The sequence below is a fragment of the Sediminispirochaeta bajacaliforniensis DSM 16054 genome (assembly GCF_000378205.1).
Lineage (GTDB): Bacteria > Spirochaetota > Spirochaetia > DSM-16054 > Sediminispirochaetaceae > Sediminispirochaeta > Sediminispirochaeta bajacaliforniensis.
In genome coordinates this window covers 33529-51153 of record NZ_KB899413.1, presented here as the reverse complement: position 1 = coordinate 51153, position 17625 = coordinate 33529, and the positions used below count along the sequence as shown (strand labels likewise).

Here is a 17625-nt window from a genome sequence, read left to right as displayed (position 1 = left end):
CCCCTTTGTCATCTTTACGCGTAGCCATTATTCCCTCTCGCTGTCCTCATTGAGTCTCCGCCTCAGCGTACTTCGGTTTATGCCAAGGATGGCTGCTGCTTTACTCATGTTATAATTGACCCGCTCGAGAACCGACTGTATATAATCCTGTTCGACGGCCTTTAAATCCTTTGCGCCTGTTTCGGTACTGCTGTTTTTGAGAGATTCATCATGTACAAACAACTCATCAACAAGCTTCTGTGGTGAATTGTTAACCGAGGAAAGGATGACAAATTTTTCACTGAAATTTTTTAATTCTCGTATATTGCCTGGCCACGGATATAACGTTAACTGGTCTGTAAAATCTTTAGGAAAGTGAGGGAGCGTATATCCATATTTTTCGGAAAAGTGATGGATGAAGTATTTAAAAAGCGGATAGATGTCTTGGGGCTTATCTCGCAATGCCAATACCCCGATGTCGAGAACTTTTATCCGATAATAAAGATCGCTTCGGAACTTTCCGGATATGACCTCTTTGTAAAGATTTTTATTTGATGCGGCAATCACCCGGACGTCTACGCTGATGACCTTATTATCTCCGACTCGCATAATCTCTTTTTCCTGCAAGACCCGGAGAAAACGAGCTTGAAGTTGTATGTTCATTTCGTTTATCTCATCCAAGAAAATGGTTCCAAGGTGTGCCATCTCAAAGAGTCCCTGTTTCCCTCCCTTGTTGGCCCCGGTAAAAGCACCTTCGGTATAGCCGAACAATTCACTTTCCAGAAGCGTATCAGGCAGAGCCGCACAATTGACAGCAACAAAAGGGCCGTTTTTCCTCGGAGAAAAATTATGGATGCTTTGCGCAAAAAACTCTTTCCCCGTCCCTGTTTCCCCTAACAAGAGAATCGTTGAATCAGTAAGGCTGTATTGTTTTGCCTTTTCGATGATCAGCTTGTTTGCTGGGTCACTTGTAATCATCTTATCGAAGGAATAGTGAGCTCTCAGTCCCTTATTTGATAATTCCCTTCTGATTTGAGCCTCAAGTTTCTGAATCTTACCAATGTCTTGGATGAAGGCGATGGTTCCCTCATTTTTGTCTCCTACTTGGAGCCCTACAGTTTCTATGTAGGCGGTCTTTGCTCCAAGTTTGACAACGGTTCCCTTGTCACCGCTATTCCTCTGTGAAAGACACTGTTTGATTGTTTCATGCAGGCAGGTCTGATCGATCTTCTTGTTCAACAGCTGCTCCGCACTTTTCTGAAGACACTTGGTCGCAACACTATTGACCTGCTTGATTTCACGATTGGAATCAATATAGATGATACCATTTTCGGAATGTTCAATGATGGAGTCCATACGTTGCAAGGTCGCAATTTTTTCGATCATTTGCTCCCGTAGCTGCAAAGCTTCTTGGACGGCATTTTCGATTGCTTCCTTTCCGGATTTTATGAGCTGTACTTCAATCCCTTTTTTTCGGCCGAGACCAATGGAGACAGCATCACCGATGATAATATCGGTGCCCCATCGGATTGCTTTCTCTATGACACTTTCGACATCTATCGATTGTGTGATGGTGAAAATTCCCAGATAGGCATCGAGAATATCGCTTATGCTTCGTACCCCGTAGATAATATTCTCGTAGCCAACTAAGGCAATACGTTTATTTGCAATAAAATGTGGATATATGGCACGTAAAAGATCATAACCTGTCACTCGTATTTCAATGACAATCTTGTTTAATTGTTTTTTTAGGAGGGAAGCCGTTCCTCCTCTGCTTATGATTAAATCGATATCGTGGGACTCCGTGATCTGCATCGCCCGCTTAAGCCCATTCTCAAGATCACCTTGTACAACGATAATCTCCGAACTGTGCTGCGCCGCAACCTCCTGCGCTTGCTGCAACAAATCAGGATAGGGAGCAATTACTAAAAGACTCATACAATAATGAGAAACTGAAATATCACATCTGTCAACAATAAAAGCGTGGCCATCATCTTCAAAGTGTGTGGAGATGATGGGTTTTGCATCAGTGGTGGTGCAAAATGAGCCGGTCCGGTTTTATTTAAAAAAAGAATAACCATTCAGATCAGTTCATATTTCTATATGTAATAATAAATTATGCTTATTGTGATTTCTTGGCACGTATCCTGCAGATACCGGTATGAAAGAAATCTATACGAGAAGGAGAGTTTTAGAATGGGAAGAAAAGGTCTTTCGCGCAGCGAGGTGAAGCCGCTTTTGAGGGGAGTCATCAACATCCAACTTACTCCATTTTCATCCGATACCGAAATCGATGAAAAGGCACTTCGAGAAAATACTCGATTTATGATAGAGGGAGGCTTGGTTACCGGAAAAGGCATTCAGGTTATCGCAGGCTCGAATGGGGAAGGGTTTTCTCTGTCCGATGCCGAGTATGAGAAGCTGATCAATATTGTTGTTGAAGAAGCCAAGGGGGAAGTACCCATCGTTGTCGGCTGTGTAAGGCCGGGTACCTCTCAGGTAATCAAGCTTGCAAAGTATGCAGAAGCTGCCGGTGCCGATGCCATCATGGTCCTTGCGCCGTTCTATTATCCCAATCCCACTGACGACATTGTCTATCGTCATTTTAAAGCTATTGCCGATGCCACCGAGATTGGGATCATGGTTTATAACAATCCCTTGGTTACCGGTAAGGATATGTCGCTGGAGTGTATCGGCCGATTGGCGACCATCGATCATATCGTTGCCCTCAAAGAGACGACCTCCGATGTGAGAAAGCTCAGACAGGTTGCACGTGATTTTGGAAAACGCTTTACGCTGAATGGGAATACCTACCGTTCTTTGATGCCGCTTGATTATCAGTTTGGAATCGTGGGACACAATCACTTTACCGCGAATTACGATCCCAAAGCGGCTCTGGAGATCGATGAGGTAGACAGAAGTGGAGATTTTGCCAGATGTCAGGAGCTGTGGGAGCGGTATCTTGATTTGTACGCCTATATCTTCGCCGGTGATATGTATAAGTCTTCGGCGTATGGAAAAGAGATGGCCCGAATAGCCGGAAGGCCAATGGGAGACCATGAACGGCTTCCATTCGTTCGTCCGAATGAAGAAGAACGGAAGAAGCTGAAAGAATTGATGATTAAGACCGGTCTGACCGTCAAATAGCAGCAATCCATAAAGCGGTATCCCGGAGGCATCACTACTCATGTTTACGATCATTGCGGATGATTTTACCGGTGCAAATGACACCGGAATACAATTCATTGATGGCGATATTGACCCTGTTGTGTTGATTCAGCCCCATCCTCCACTTGGAAAGGATTACCTGAATGTCCCTGTTCTTATCATTGATACGGAATCCAGGCATCTAAAGGCAAGAGAGGCATATGATAAGGTCTTTCATACAATTGAGCTTCTTGGTGATAGAACGAAAGACAACGTTGTAAAAAAGATTGATTCGACACTGCGTGGGAATGTGGGATCTGAGATTGATGCTTTGATGGATGCCTGTGGATATTCCGAGGCGTTTGTTGTTCCGGCCGCTCCTGAGAACGGCCGGATTGTTAAAGACGGCATGTGCTACATACATGGAATAAAGCTTCATCTATCGGAATTTGGAAAAGATCCGTTTGCACCGGTTGATAGTTCCTTTGTTCCCGATATCATATCGCAGCAAACAAAGCGTAAAGTTGGTTTAATAACCTTTCGCACTATTCAGGCTTCTGATGAGAATCTTATTCACGCTTTGGAACATGAAAGAAAAGCCGGTAATAAGATAATTGTTTTTGATGCTCTTGAGCCTGCACATATAACACGAATTGTACATGTTGCTTCCATTATGAGGGCACAAAGATTGTTTGTCGGTTCTTCAGGCTTAGGGAAAGTTCTGGCTGAGAAAAAAACAGAGTCCGTGAAAAAGTCTTTTCTCATCTCACCGAGGGTTCTCTTTGCAGTCGGCAGTATCAAGCAGGTGTCGTCGGAGCAGGTTCAGCATCTTCTGGCGAATGGGCGTCACGTTCGCCAGATCGATATCGATGTCGAAACGATAATAAGGAACAGAGAAGAAGCTATTTCGAGTGCCGTAGCAGGCATTATGGCGATCGATGATGATTCAACGCATATCTTATTAAAAACAGTCAGGGAGAGAAACAAGAACCATCGTGAAGATAACGATGAGGTGGCTCGAAGTGCCGTAAAGGATATTGGGGAAGAAGTTGCTGATTGCATTGGCGAGATAGTAAAGCAGGTTCTTCTGCATTGTAATATCAGGACCTTATTTGCCACAGGTGGCGATACGGCCTTTAATATTGTGAGAAAGCTTCATGCCTCGTCAATAAGTCTAAAGAAAGAGATCTTACCGGGAATCCCGCTTTGCCAGCTCTCATCTCCTGATCTTAGTGAACCCATATATATGATAACGAAAGCCGGAGGGTTTGGAGAAATTGATACGTTTGAGAAAGTTATCGATTTTCTTCGATACGGCGGAAAAGTGAATGTAGGAGATTCTTATGATACAACAATTTACCCTTGAAACACCCGGTCTGGTGAAGGCCGGTGCAGGGAGCATTGCTCAACTGGATGAGATGCTTTCCGGTATAAAGGAAAAGGATGCGATCCTGCTTACCGATAAAGGAGTCAGAGCTGCAGGGCTTAGCGATTCGATTATCCATAATCTTTCCACCGCAGGATGGTCGGTGTTTGTCGTTGATAGTGTGGAACGGGAACCCAATGTACAGAATGCGAATTCCATCATTGAGGAATGCCGGAAACACGCATGCGGCGTTATTATCGGTGTGGGTGGAGGATCGGTTCTCGATACGGCAAAAATCTTAGGATGCTTATTGAAAACAGGGGAGACACTTGATGCTGTTATCGATTCGGCCCAGGCTCTCCATCGGTCCACCCCAACATGTCTTATTCCCACAACGGCGGGAACCGGTTCTGAAGCTACAAAGAATGCGATTTTTGCTCTGCCAGAAAAGAAAATGAAGGCGGCGGTGATAAGTAGCGAACTTCTTCCCGACTATGTCATTCTCGATCCCGAATTGACGTTGTCGTTACCGCCACAGGTAACTGCATCTACGGGTCTTGATGCATTGGCTCATGCATTGGAATGCTATACTTCCCGTAAGGCGACACCGCTTAGCGACCTCCTTGCCCTGGAAGCAATAAAACGAATAAGCCGAAGCCTGAAAAAGGTATTTGCCAATGGACAGGATGTGGATGCCAGAACGGATTTGCTTTTTGCCTCATTCTATGCCGGGATGTGCATTACCCTTTCGGGAACTACGGCGGTACATGCTCTTTCCTATCCTATGGGTGCCCTTTTTCACATTCCGCACGGAGTGGCGAACGCCATGCTATTGGCTCCTGTCATTGACTTTAATAAAGATGCGGTAAACGAAAAACTTTACGAAGCGGTTCCCTATTTTGGGCTTGAGAAAAAACAGAGCATCGATGAAACGGTGACGTCACTTATCGAATGGATCTATGGATTTGTTTCCGAGCTGAAAATCCCCACTAATCTGGTACATTTCGGTATCAAACATCAGGATATCGATGATTTGGTTGAGGGTGCGATCGAAACAAAGCGTTTACTCGATAACAATGCAAAGCCCATGACAAAGGCGCAAATACGGTCGATCTACGAACAGATACAATAAAAGGAGATGTTTACGTAATGAAGGAGTTGCCAAGACTTGCCCTGACGATGGGAGATCCATCTGGTATCGGTCCGGAGATAATCGTCAAGGCCCTGTCGGAAAAGAAGGTTTATGCGGAGTGTATTCCCGTTGTCGTTGCCGATGGCGCGGTATTGAAGCATGCCATCAACATGGTTGCATCGCCGTTGAAGCTTAAGAGGTTGGAAGATCCCCTCGAGGCGGTTGGAGCATACGGAACGATTGAGTATCTGGAACTGAACAATGTAGATATGGATACCCTTGTTTTCGGCAAGGTGTTGGCGAGCTCCGGGAAGGCGGCCTTTGAATCCATTGACAAGGCAATCGATCTCTCGCTTGAAAAAAAGGTTGCCGGTGTCATCACCACTCCAATAAATAAGGATTCTATTAATCGCGCGGGGTTCCACTATAGCGGGCATACGGAAATATTTGCAGAGAAGACCAAGACAAAGCATTACGCGATGATGCTCATTCATGATCCACTTCGTGTGGTACATGTATCGACCCACGTATCGCTGCGCAAGGCCTGTGATCTTGTCAAAAAAGATAGGGTCCTTGAAGTCATCAGACTGGCGCATGGTGCGCTTGTGCAGCTTGGTTTTGATGAGCCGAACATTGCTGTGGCCGGGCTAAATCCTCATGCCGGTGAAAACGGCATGTTCGGCGATGAAGAGATGAAAGAAATCATCCCTGCAATTAAGCAGGCAGGCGCAGAAGGGCTGAATGTGTCAGGTCCTTTGCCCCCGGATACGGTTTTTTCAAAGGCACTGGCCGGTCAGTACGATGTTGTTGTCGTGATGTACCACGATCAAGGCCATATCCCCCTAAAATTGACTGGATTTAAATATGATAACAATACCGGAAAATGGGATGCTGTCAGCGGAGTAAATATAACGCTCGGTCTGCCAATTGTTCGAAGCTCCGTGGATCATGGGACGGCATTTGGAAAGGCCGGTAAGGGCACCGCGAATCCGCAAAGCATGATTGAAGCCATTCATTACGGTGCGCTGCTGGCGACAAAAGGAAAATAGAGGAGGGGAGGGCATATGAAAAAAGGATTTTCCTAGGCAGCAAGACTGCCTCACAAAAGCTTTCGTTTGTAGAAATATAAAGATTGAAGGGGGAGCTTATGATTAAGCGGACATGTATTGTAATGTTGATGTGTTGTGTTTTGATGGTACCATCACTGTGGAGTCAGGGACAGCAGGATAAGGGTGTAGAGATTACTTATCTTACACCGGAAACTGATCCGACCTCTATTGAAACGGACAACTCGATTATTAGTGATTTTGAAGCAGAAAATCCTGGAATAAAAGTTATTCTGAGCCATGCAGATTTGGAACAGGTCTTGCCAAAACTTTCTGCAATGTTAAGAGCCGGGACGGCTCCTGATGTGGCTTTTCTCTCTCCCCGATATATTGCAGGGCTAGTTGATGAAGGATATCTTGCGGAACTTGACGATGTTTATAAGGAATTGGGGGATATACCGCAGAGATTCGTGACTCCGACGCAAGATGGTAAGATATATGATATTCCTGCTGCAACCGAGTCTAAAATTCTGTATTATCGAAAGGATTTATTTACTGAAGCCGGCATTGCTGTTCCACAGACCATGGATGAATGGAAGGACGCTGCAAAGGCTTTGACTGTAGACCTCAATGGTGATGGCCAGATAGACCGTTGGGGTTTAGGTATTTCTTTATCACCATCGGATGTCAGTGGCGATTATTTGCAGATTTTGTGGGCATTTGGAGGTGATGCATTTGACGAAAACAATAATGTAACAATTGATTCTCCAATTGCAATTGAGGCTCTCCAGTACCTTTGTGATATGACACAATATTGTCCACCGGGAGCAATTACTGTTACTACCAGCGATCTTGGCCTTATGTTTGCCAAAGGAGTTGTCGCAATGGTACGTTTCCCTGGACGAATGATGTCTATTATCGACCGGTATAACCCGGAATTGCACGATAAGGTTGATGTTGCGGCAGGCCCTGTTGGCCCGAAGGCTACAGAACCATTGGTAAAGGCAACCATTAATGATTTTGTTGTATTTAGCAATTCAAAGAATGTAGAAGCTGCTAAAAAGTTTGTTGAATTCTATATGAGTGATAAGCAGTACTATAAATTCCTTACAGCTGCGGTTCCCGGACATAGCTTACCTGTACGGCAGGGCTGGCTTAACAATGACGACTACTTTGACTATCCTGCCATCGCACGCTGGAGTAATATTGTAAAGAAATCGATGGATCTCGCCTATAAATATGGAACAGACTTTCAGTTTAGAAATAATGGTGTTGTTAACCCCTATTTCGGACGTGCAATTTCTGCCCCTGTATTTGCAAATGAACTGCACAAGGCAATAAGCGGCCAGAAAACTCCTGAAGAAGCACTAACGACAATAGCAAAAGAATGGCGGAGCATGTTTTCTATTGATTGAGCATACTGAGAAAATGCGGGAGTAATCGTCTTTTGACGGTTACCCTGCTTTTTACAGAAAATAAAGGAGAATCCTTTGCATTACACGAAAAAAGAAAACGGAATGGGTATCCTACTATTGCTACCAGCATTGATAGCGCTTGCCGCTCTTATCATTTATCCTTTTTGTTTTGCAATAAAATTAAGCTTCCATTCACAGTTAATTTATGAAATCAAAGGCCACTTTGTGGGATTTGCCAATTATCTTGAAACATTTCGAGATCCCGACTTCTGGAATGCAACGAAACTAAGTATGATCTGGGTATTTACTACTGTAGTTGGACAGATGGTTATTGGTATAATAGTTGCGCTTTTTTTGAATGAAGATTTTCGAGGAAGAGGATTAGCGAGGGCTTTTATTCTATTGCCTTTCTTTATGCCAATGATTTCTATTACTTTGATGTGGCGATGGTTATTAAATGAGAGTTATGGAATTATCAATTCTATGCTTATAAGTGCTGGCTTAATTGATCATACTATTAGTTGGTTGGGAACACCTGCTAAGGCTTTTTTAATAAATATTATCATTGGTATATGGTCATATTATCCATTTGTTGTAATTAATGTACTTGCAGGGTTGCAGACAATTCCAAAAGAACTCTATGAATCGGCAAAAATGGATGGTGCAAATTTCTGGACATCATTTTGGTATATTACTATGCCGTCAATAAAAAATGTAGTTGGTGTTGTTGCCATGCTTCGAATAATTTTCATGTTCAAGAAATTTGATCAAATTTATATGCTAACCGGTGGTGGCCCTGGTGTTGCAACTACAACTATGCCTCTCTACGCCTATAAATATGCCTTTACCGGAATGCAGCTGGGAAGAGGATCTGCAATTACCTTAATTATTGCAACAATTGTTTCTATTGTTGTGTTCCTCTACATGAAACTTAGTAAGATGAATGAGACGGTGGAAGTATGATGAAAGCCAAGAAACGAATACTGCGAATTTTATTTTATCTTTGTATTATTGTTTTTGTTTTATTTGCTATGGGGCCTATTATTTGGGTTTTCTTATGCTCAGTGAGGCCAAAGTCGGAATTCTTTAATATACCTCCGACAGTTCTTCCAAAACATTGGACGTTTGAGAATTATATTCACCTTTTCACTGATACGCAGTTTAGCATGTTTGTTCTAAACAGTTTTATCGTAACGGTGTTTGTTGTAGCATTGACAACCCTTATATCAATTATGGGTGCCTATAGTTTGGCAAGGTTTACCTACCGCGGAAGGAATTTTTTAGCGACCTTCTCTTTATATGCGTATTTTCTTCCAAATGTTCTATTGATCATTCCCTTGTATCTCTGGTTCCAGAAACTTGGATTGGTAAACACTCTATATGGATTGATGTTAGCCTATATTGCGTTGTGTCTTCCTTACTGTTTATGGATGTTGCGTTCTTTTGTTATGACGGTTCCGGCAGAAGTTGAAGAGGCTGCTGCAATCGATGGTGCCGGGCGCCTTAGGACTCTATTCACTATAGTACTGCCTATTATTGTTCCCGGTATAGTCGCTATCAGTGTATATGCTTTTACTCTGTCTTGGAGTGAGTACATCATTGCCTTAGTTATGATAAGCACCGACGCTAAAATGACGTATCCTGTAGGTTTAAATGGCTTTATTGGGCAGTTTGATACATTGTGGGAGTTTATCTTGACGGGTAGTGTTTTGGTTAGTGTACCTTCATTGATCATTTTCCTCTATACACAAAAAGCGTTAATTAAAGGCTGGGGAGCTGGTGCGGTTAAAGGTTGAGGTATCGAGAGGAGTTATAAAAACTATGACCGAGAAATATAATTTTGATGCAATCATAAACCGCATAGGGACTGATAGTCTAAAATGGAATTCTCTCCAAGGCAAATTCGGGAGTAATGACCTTCTTCCCTTCTGGGTTGCCGACATGGATTTCTCTTCCCCTCGCCCTGTTATCGATGCCTTAAAGGCCCGAGTTGAACATGGAATTTTTGGATATGTCTTTCGTGATGATGCATTTTCTGATGCTGTTATCTCGTGGTTTGCCACACAACATAAATGGCTCCTTTTAAAAGAATGGATTTCTTTCTCTCCGGGAGTCGTGACAGGTTTAACAATTATGATTCGGGCCTTTACGAATATTGGAGATAAAATCGTTATTCAGCCTCCTGTCTATTATCCTTTTTCAAGGATAATACGTCAAAATAATCGTGTAGTCGAAGAAAATCCTCTTTGCCAAAAGCATGATGGAAAATATGAAATTGATTTTGCCGATCTCGAGAGAAAACTCAAAGAGCCAAGTGTGAAGGCGATGATCTTATGTTCTCCACATAACCCTGTATCTCGAGTTTGGAGAAAAGAAGAACTTTTGTCGATTGGGAATCTTTGTAAAAAATATGGTGTTATAATTTTTTCGGATGAGATTCACTGTGATTTTGTATTCGGCAGCAGGAGGCATATTCCCCTTGCTTCACTTTCTGATGAAATAGCTAATAATACGGTCACTCTTGTATCACCTAGTAAAACATTTAATCTTGCGGGTTTAAAAACGGCAGTGATAATAAGTAAAAATAAAAATCTATTAGATCGCTATAATGAGATGTTAGATATTCACCATGTTGCTGGACCTAATTGTTTTGGCTTAGTCGCCACTGAAGCGGCATACACTCATGGAGAGGAATATCGTAAGCAGCTATTGGAATATTTACAAACCAACATTGCTTTCTTGTCAGATTACATAAGTCGACGAATTCCAATCTTAAAGGTGACTGAACCAGAAGGAACATATCTAATGTGGATTGACTGTCGGGCATTGGCGCTATCCAATGATGAGCTTGACGATTTATTCTTTAAGAAAGCAAAGATCGCTGTTGATGCAGGCCATTGGTTTGGTTCTTCTGGGAGTGGGTTTATGCGTATCAATATTGCATGCCCAAGATCAATCCTCGAAAAAGGGCTTTGCTCTTTGCACGATGCAGTAGCTTCACTCGGAGGGCGTAGTGAGTGATATGAATACTTTTGATGGGCTTTTTAATAGCTTGAGTCGACTCGATATTGGATTTTATCCAACTCCGCTTCAAAAGTTGGAAAATCTAAGTAAGATGTTAGGCGTTGAAATTTATTTTAAACGAGATGATCTTGCAGGATATAATGCTTTCTGTGGTAATAAGATACGAAAGTTGGAATTCCTTTTAGCAGATGCACTGTCAAAAAAATCTGAAGTAGTTATAACATATGGCGCACTACAATCGAATCATGCAATGCAAACAGCAGCAGTGTGTCGTCGCTATGGCCTTAAGCCTGTTTTATTCTTGCTTGATCATTTCGACGAATCCTCTTCAAGCAATATCAACGGTAACTATCTATTGGATAGACTTTTGGGGGCGGAATGTCATATTGTTAGGCTCTCAGATTATACAAATATTACTGAGGCAAAGCAAGGAAGAAATAAAGAGGCCGACGAATACAAAGAGGGTCTGAAAAGTAAAGCGATTACTTACTATGATATTCCTGGTGGTGGTGCGACTCCCATAGGATCTGTCGGCTTTGTTCGTGGGATTATGGAATTAAATGAGCAACAGATGGGAAGGAAGGCGTTTGATTCCCTTTTTTGTGCGGTTGGGTCAGGTGGAACCATGGCGGGCCTTGCAGTCGGAAAAAAGGCATTAGGCCTTGAAACAAAACTGGTTGGCTTTACAGTTGGGGAAACCGACGATGATTTCAGTAATAGGATTATCAATCTTGCAAACCAGACTGCATTCTTGTTAGGTATAGAGCAGTCCTGTAAGCCTACAGATATTTCAATTGACAAACGCTATTGTGGCGAGGCATATGAAAGACCTTCTGAAATCTCAACACAAGCCATAAAGCTTTTGGCACAGCATGAAGGCCTTTTTATTGATCCTGTCTATACGGCAAAAGCGGTTGCAGGGATGATTGATTACATTGAAAAAGGGATAATAAAAAAAGGAAGTAAGGTTTGTTTCTGGCACACTGGCGGCTGTGCTGCCCTTTTTGGTGATAAACGATTGGTAGGAGATATTTTTAACTAAGAATGAGCTTTGATACAATTAGTTTTACTTTTAATTATACATAATCACATAAACTTACAAATAATATCCTCCTTCTCTTTTTTTTGTAACAACTTTTGCTTATATTGTGAATATTGAGGCAAAATATTTTCTACCTCGAGAAGAGAGATGAGAATTCGGCAAAAGGATTTCTCTGGAGGAGGTATATTACAAAATGGAAAGAACGAAATCGATTGCAGTTATCGGTAATTATCTACCGCGAAAGTGTGGAATTGCTACTTTTAGCACCGACCTTGTAAACGCGCTCTCCGGGGCTGATGGGGAGCTTGATTGCTGGAGCGTTGCGATTAACGATATCCCGGAGGGGTACCGTTATCCTGAAAAGGTCCATTTTGAGATAAATCAGAACATAGCGGGCGAGTATAAGCTTGCGGCCGATTTTCTTAATATCAACCAAATTGACGTGGTCTGCCTACAGCATGAATACGGGATCTATGGAGGAGAGGCCGGAAGCTATATTATTTCGCTGTTACGGGACCTTCGAATGCCTATTGTTACGACGCTCCATACTGTACTCGAAAAACCTTCGAAAAAACAGAAAGATGTTCTTACCGAGATTGCGGCCTTATCTTCTCGATTGATGGTGATGTCGAAAAAAGGCATTGAATTTCTTACTGATATCTACCATATTCCCAGGGAGAAGCTTGTCTTTATTCACCATGGGATACCTGATATGCCCTTCATCGATCCGAATTTTTACAAAGATCAGTTCGGTGTGGAAGGAAAGCAGGTTATCCTGACCTTCGGCTTGCTTTCTCCGAACAAGGGGATTGAGACGATGATCAAGGCCCTTCCTGCGGTAGTCGAGAAACATCCCGATGCCGTCTACATTGTAGTAGGTGCTACTCACCCGCATGTCAGAAAGGCTTCGGGCGAAGAGTATCGCCACAATCTTCAGCGCCTTGCCCGGCTTCGCGGGGTTGATGATCATGTTATCTTTTTCAATCGTTTTGTGGAAATTAAAGAGTTATGTGAATTCCTGGCTGCCAGTGACATTTATGTCACCCCCTATCTTTCCGAATCCCAAATTGTCTCGGGAACCTTGGCATATGCCATGGGGGTCGGGAAAGCCACTGTTTCAACTCCTTACTGGTATGCAAAAGAGATGCTTGCCGAAGGCCGGGGAGTTCTTGTTGATTTTAAGGACTCGAAGGGGCTGGCGAATGAGGTGATCTCTTTGCTCGACGACGATATCAAGCGCAATACAATGAGAAAAAAGGCGTATACCTTTTCGAGAAAGGCAGTCTGGAGCCAGGTTGCTGTCGACTATATCAATGTCTGTAACGAAGTAAAGGCCGAGCGGGCCTGCAAATCACGTTTCTACTTGAAGACGAAGAATTTGGAACAGGACGAGTCAAGTCTGCCTGAGATTGATTTTAGCCATCTTAAGACCATGACCGACGATACCGGATTGATTCAGCATGCGGAGTTTACCGTTCCTTCGCGGCAATTCGGCTATTGTATCGACGACAATGCCAGGGCCCTTATCGTCACGGTGATGGCCCAGGATCTTGTGCCGGAAGATCCCGAACTGGTTCGGCTGCAGAAAAAATACCTTTCCTTTATAAACTATGCCTATAACGAAAAAAACGGCTGGTTTCGTAATTTTATGGATTACGACAGGCAATGGTTGGAAGAGAAAGGGGCGGAAGATAGTCAGGGACGGACCCTATGGGGCCTTGGTGTTTGTTCGGCCCTCTCTCGGGAAGCGGGCTGCCTTGCATTAAGCACAACATTGTTTCATAAGGGAATAAGTATGCTTGAGGCCCTTGAACATCCCAGAGCCATAGCCTTCGCACTTGTCGGTATCCATGCCTACTTAGCCAGATTCTCCGGTGATAGTGAGGTAAGGAGAATACGGGATAAGCTTGCCGTCACGCTCTTTGATCACTTTGACCATGATGACGATTCCGGATGGCCCTGGCTTAAGGGGGATATCCTTACCTATGCAAGCGGAAAAATCCCTCAGGCGCTTCTCCTGTCCGGACAGTGGATGAATAGAAAGGATATGCTTGAGACCGGATATCGATGCCTTGATTGGCTCATCGATATTCAGAAAGAGGACGATCACTTTTCTCCGGTTGGAAGCAACGGTTGGTATCGTCCCGAAGGCGAAAAAGCCAGGTTTGATCAGCAGCCTATAGAGGCCCAGATAATGCTGGAGGCGACCCTCCTTGCCTTCAACATGAGTGGGCAAGAGCGATACAGAGCCGCCGCCGATATGGCCTTTAACTGGTTCCTCGGTCAGAACGATCTTAAGGAGCCTCTGTATGATTATACGACCGGCGGATGCCGGGACGGACTTACCCCGGATGGGCCGAATATGAACGAGGGAGCCGAATCGACACTTGCCTGGCTCCTTTCTCTTTTATATATGCAGGGATTTCTGGCGGACCAGAAAAAGCTTCACTATACAAATTTTATTGAGGAGTAGGGTTTCGTGAACAAGGTGGAAGTGCAACGATTAAAATTTGTGCTCAGGCCTTCCCATGACCGAGTATTGATTCGTCCCTTTATTCCCGGGGATGAAAACCAGCGTTATAGGACCATAAGCAGGGTGATGTCTCTCGGCAAAGACGAGGTCCATGTCCGACTTGAAAAGGTTTTGGCGGATTTTGCCGACCGTCATCACAATATTCTTGAAGAGCTGATTGAACATTTTACCATGGTAAAACAGTGGACCATCACCGATGCCCCTTTGAGCGAGGAACAAAGGCTTTTGATCGGGGCCTATTTTACTCAGGAATATTCTCTTGAATCGGCCGCCTTATTCAATCCGTCTATCGTTCTTCATCCCGATCAGTCCGAACTTCCGGCGGGTGCGATCAGATTCATCATAAGCCTTCGTGCCATCGGCGAGGGGCATATCTCTTCTATTGTATTCCGCGAGGGGATGATAACCGATGATTTTACCTTACGGCTGAGGCGTCCCGCCCCATACGTGACACAGCCGAAACGGATTCCTTGGCAAAGTTATGATAAGACATTGTTTACTCGAAAGCTTGCCGAACTAAACTGTGAGAACAGCTTCAGCGCAGGTGTTTTATCCAAGCTGGAAGATCAATTCTCCCTCGCGGAACTCTCCGATGCGGTGGAGCGTGCCAAGCGGAGGGCTCCTGCATCCCAGGAGGCAGATGTGACTTCAGACGGAATGCTGACCCTGGCTTACTCCAATTATGCCGTCAGCTTCAGACCGGAACAGCGGACTTCGGAAAAGGCTATCTTCCCTTTGACACCAAGCCAGAGTAACGGGATTGAAGACGCCCGATTTGTTCTCTTTTACGATGATGATGGGGGGCGTCGCTACTATGGTACCTACACCGCTTTCGACGGCAGAATGATCTTACCCCAGCTGATAGAGACCGAAGATTTTATCTCATTCAAATTTATCACTTTGAACGGCCCTGCTGCAAAGAACAAAGGAATGGCACTTTTCCCGCGAAAAATAAACGGGCAGTATGCCATGATCTCCCGTCAGGACAACGAAAATTTGTATGTAATGTACTCCGACAATATCAATTTTTGGTATGATCCCCAACTTATTATACACCCCACCTTCCCCTGGGAATTTGTACAGGTCGGAAACTGCGGTTCCCCGATAGAATTGGATGAGGGGTGGCTTGTGCTCAGCCACGGAGTGGGGCCGATGCGGAAGTACTGTATCGGAGCTTTCCTTCTGGATAAGAAAAGGCCGACGAACGTTATCGGCCGGCTAAAAGAACCTCTGATCGAACCGAACGAGAATGAGCGCGAGGGCTATGTCCCCAACGTCGTCTACACCTGTGGCGCCTTGCGCTATAAGGAGAGACTCCTCATTCCCTATGCCATGTCGGATTATGCTACCGGCTTTGCCTTCGCCGATGTCAAAGAAATTCTTGATGCCATGGTGTAGATCATGAAGATTGCAATGCTTGCACCCATAGCCTGGAGGACTCCACCACGGCACTATGGCCCATGGGAGCGGGTTACTTCTCTTTTAACCGAAGAGCTGGTCCGTCTCGGCATAGATGTCACGCTGTTCGCTACCCGTGACTCCGTAACCGCTGCAACGTTGCGCGCCGTTTGCGACCGCGGTTATGAAGAGGATCCCGACATGAACGCGAAGGTGTGGGAATGCCTTCATATTTCCGAATGCTTCGAGCATGCCGAGGACTTCGATATCATCCACAATCAATTTGATTTTCTGCCTTTATCCTACAGCGCCTTAGTCTCCACACCCGTCGTTACGACGATTCACGGCTTTTCCTCTCCTTCGATCCTGCCGGTCTTCAGAAAGTACAACCACAGTAACTATTATGTCTCCATCAGCAATGCCGACAGAAATCCGGATCTTTCTTATGTGGCGACGATCTACCACGGTATAGATTTAGAGCATTTTACCTTTCGAAGAGAGCCTGAGCGGGATCGCCTTCTTTTCTTTGGGCGGTTTCACCCCGATAAGGGGGCGAGGGAGGCCATTGAGATCGCAAGGCTCAGTGGAAAGAAATTGCTTATGGCTGGTATTATTCAGGACAAAGAATACTTCCACCGCTATGTTGAACCTTCGATCACATCGGGAGAGGTTTGCTATCTCGGTAGTGTCGGCCCGGAAAAACGCGATGCGCTTTTAGGATCGGCAGCGGCTTTGCTTCATCCCATAGAATTCAATGAGCCCTTCGGCCTTTCCGTTGTCGAGGCCATGGCATGTGGAACCCCGGTCATAGCCTTTGCAAGAGGCAGTATGCCCGAGCTGATTGAAAGCGAAAGGACCGGCTATCTTGTCTCTTCGGTTGAGCAGGCGGTGGAATGTGTCGGAAAATTGGATCGTATTGATCGATATCAATGTCGTCGTCTTGTCGAAAAGCGGTTTACCAAGGAACGAATGGCAAATGAGTATGTGCATGTATATGAGACGATTGCATCCATATGACTGGCACGCTATTATTGCCTAACCAATTTTTTCAAGGGAGCATGAAATCCTATGATCATTGATACGCTGCATAATGCACACGTTTATTATGGATGTCACAAACGCTTTGAAGAGGCTTTTTCTTTTTTGTCGAAAGTAAGCAGCTTTGACGAGCTGCCTTCGGGCCGGATTGATATCGACGGAGATAGGCTATACGCCTTTACCCTCGACGGTGAAGGAAAGGGCTGTGATGCCGCCGTGTTGGAGACGCATCGAAGGTATATCGACATCCAATATACGGTCTATGGAGAAGATCTCATGGGCTGGAATCCCCTTTCGCCGGGAACGATAGGAGACGGCTACGATCCGGATAAAGATATAGAATTCTATTCAAAGCTTCCCGTTCGCCATTGGTTTCCCGCCCCGGCCGGTGCCTTTTTTCTTTTTTTCCCTTCAGATATGCATGCACCCCTTGGTGCAACCGGCCATATGCGAAAGATCATCGTGAAGGTGGCCACTTCCGATTAGTCTCCCAATTAGTCACCAG

General features: G+C 44.5%; 14 protein-coding genes. 13 read left to right on the top strand and 1 reads right to left on the bottom strand.

Annotated elements, in window-relative coordinates; all coding sequences use genetic code 11:
• Window positions 1-27 precede the first annotated feature (27 nt).
• Window positions 28-1917, bottom strand: a complete 1890-nt coding sequence (locus F459_RS0108895; RefSeq protein ID WP_020612385.1) for a sigma-54-dependent Fis family transcriptional regulator — start codon at window positions 1915-1917, stop codon at window positions 28-30.
• 258 nt (window positions 1918-2175) lie between these two features.
• Between F459_RS0108895 and F459_RS0108890 the strand changes: the two genes are divergently transcribed.
• The 13 genes from F459_RS0108890 (at window position 2176) to F459_RS0108830 (ending at window position 17606) form a co-directional block, all read left to right on the top strand.
• Window positions 2176-3126 (top strand): dihydrodipicolinate synthase family protein, encoded by a 951-nt coding sequence (locus F459_RS0108890; protein WP_020612384.1) that lies wholly within the window; start codon window positions 2176-2178, stop codon window positions 3124-3126.
• A 40-nt stretch (window positions 3127-3166) separates the two neighbouring features.
• On the top strand, window positions 3167-4492 hold the full coding sequence (locus F459_RS0108885; protein WP_020612383.1) for a four-carbon acid sugar kinase family protein: 1326 nt from the start codon (window positions 3167-3169) through the stop codon (window positions 4490-4492).
• Window positions 4470-5624: an iron-containing alcohol dehydrogenase gene (locus F459_RS0108880; protein WP_020612382.1), complete on the top strand. Its 1155-nt coding sequence runs from the start codon at window positions 4470-4472 to the stop codon at window positions 5622-5624. Before F459_RS0108885 ends, F459_RS0108880 begins: the two co-directional genes overlap by 23 nt.
• 17 nt (window positions 5625-5641) lie before the next feature.
• Window positions 5642-6673, top strand: coding sequence for a 4-hydroxythreonine-4-phosphate dehydrogenase PdxA (gene pdxA, locus F459_RS0108875; protein WP_020612381.1), 1032 nt, complete (start codon window positions 5642-5644; stop codon window positions 6671-6673).
• Between the two features lie 98 nt (window positions 6674-6771).
• Window positions 6772-8085 carry an ABC transporter substrate-binding protein gene (locus F459_RS0108870; protein ID WP_020612380.1) on the top strand — a complete coding sequence of 438 codons (1314 nt, stop codon included), beginning with the start codon at window positions 6772-6774 and terminating at the stop codon, window positions 8083-8085.
• Window positions 8086-8160: 75 nt separating this feature from the next.
• Window positions 8161-9048: a carbohydrate ABC transporter permease gene (locus F459_RS22170; RefSeq protein WP_020612379.1), complete on the top strand. Its 888-nt coding sequence runs from the start codon at window positions 8161-8163 to the stop codon at window positions 9046-9048.
• Entirely contained in the window at window positions 9045-9881 is an 837-nt protein-coding gene (locus F459_RS0108860) for a carbohydrate ABC transporter permease (protein ID WP_020612378.1), read from the top strand. The genes F459_RS22170 and F459_RS0108860 overlap by 4 nt, the downstream gene beginning before the upstream one ends.
• Before the next feature lie 25 nt (window positions 9882-9906).
• A complete protein-coding gene (locus F459_RS0108855) occupies window positions 9907-11106 on the top strand; it encodes a MalY/PatB family protein (protein ID WP_020612377.1) in 1200 nt (399 codons plus the stop codon).
• A 1-nt stretch (window position 11107) separates the two neighbouring features.
• Window positions 11108-12151: a D-cysteine desulfhydrase family protein gene (locus tag F459_RS0108850; protein ID WP_026294967.1), complete on the top strand. Its 1044-nt coding sequence runs from the start codon at window positions 11108-11110 to the stop codon at window positions 12149-12151.
• 193 nt (window positions 12152-12344) lie between these two features.
• On the top strand, window positions 12345-14624 hold the full coding sequence (locus F459_RS0108845) for a glycosyltransferase family 4 protein (RefSeq protein WP_020612375.1): 2280 nt from the start codon (window positions 12345-12347) through the stop codon (window positions 14622-14624).
• A 6-nt stretch (window positions 14625-14630) separates the two neighbouring features.
• The gene (locus F459_RS0108840) at window positions 14631-16082 is read left to right on the top strand and encodes a glycoside hydrolase family 130 protein (RefSeq protein WP_020612374.1); all 1452 of its coding nucleotides are present in this window, start codon (window positions 14631-14633) and stop codon (window positions 16080-16082) included.
• A 3-nt stretch (window positions 16083-16085) separates the two neighbouring features.
• Window positions 16086-17099: a glycosyltransferase family 4 protein gene (locus F459_RS0108835; protein ID WP_020612373.1), complete on the top strand. Its 1014-nt coding sequence runs from the start codon at window positions 16086-16088 to the stop codon at window positions 17097-17099.
• Between the two features lie 51 nt (window positions 17100-17150).
• Window positions 17151-17606, top strand: a complete 456-nt coding sequence (locus F459_RS0108830; RefSeq protein WP_020612372.1) for a YhcH/YjgK/YiaL family protein — start codon at window positions 17151-17153, stop codon at window positions 17604-17606.
• The last annotated feature ends 19 nt before the right edge of the window (window positions 17607-17625 follow it).

Bases quoted from the DNA above. Each gene is read 5' to 3' on its own strand.
- F459_RS0108850 (WP_026294967.1), top strand. From the start codon at position 11,108: ATGAATACTTTTGATGGGCTTTTTAATAGCTTGAGTCGACTCGATATT.
- F459_RS0108830 (WP_020612372.1), top strand. From the start codon at position 17,151: ATGATCATTGATACGCTGCATAATGCACACGTTTATTATGGATGTCAC.
- F459_RS0108895 (WP_020612385.1), bottom strand. From the start codon at position 1,917: ATGAGTCTTTTAGTAATTGCTCCCTATCCTGATTTGTTGCAGCAAGCG.
- F459_RS0108835 (WP_020612373.1), top strand. From the start codon at position 16,086: ATGAAGATTGCAATGCTTGCACCCATAGCCTGGAGGACTCCACCACGG.
- F459_RS0108885 (WP_020612383.1), top strand. From the start codon at position 3,167: ATGTTTACGATCATTGCGGATGATTTTACCGGTGCAAATGACACCGGA.
- pdxA (WP_020612381.1), top strand. From the start codon at position 5,642: ATGAAGGAGTTGCCAAGACTTGCCCTGACGATGGGAGATCCATCTGGT.
- F459_RS0108855 (WP_020612377.1), top strand. From the start codon at position 9,907: ATGACCGAGAAATATAATTTTGATGCAATCATAAACCGCATAGGGACT.
- F459_RS0108845 (WP_020612375.1), top strand. From the start codon at position 12,345: ATGGAAAGAACGAAATCGATTGCAGTTATCGGTAATTATCTACCGCGA.
- F459_RS0108880 (WP_020612382.1), top strand. From the start codon at position 4,470: ATGATACAACAATTTACCCTTGAAACACCCGGTCTGGTGAAGGCCGGT.
- F459_RS0108860 (WP_020612378.1), top strand. From the start codon at position 9,045: ATGATGAAAGCCAAGAAACGAATACTGCGAATTTTATTTTATCTTTGT.
- F459_RS0108870 (WP_020612380.1), top strand. From the start codon at position 6,772: ATGATTAAGCGGACATGTATTGTAATGTTGATGTGTTGTGTTTTGATG.
- F459_RS0108890 (WP_020612384.1), top strand. From the start codon at position 2,176: ATGGGAAGAAAAGGTCTTTCGCGCAGCGAGGTGAAGCCGCTTTTGAGG.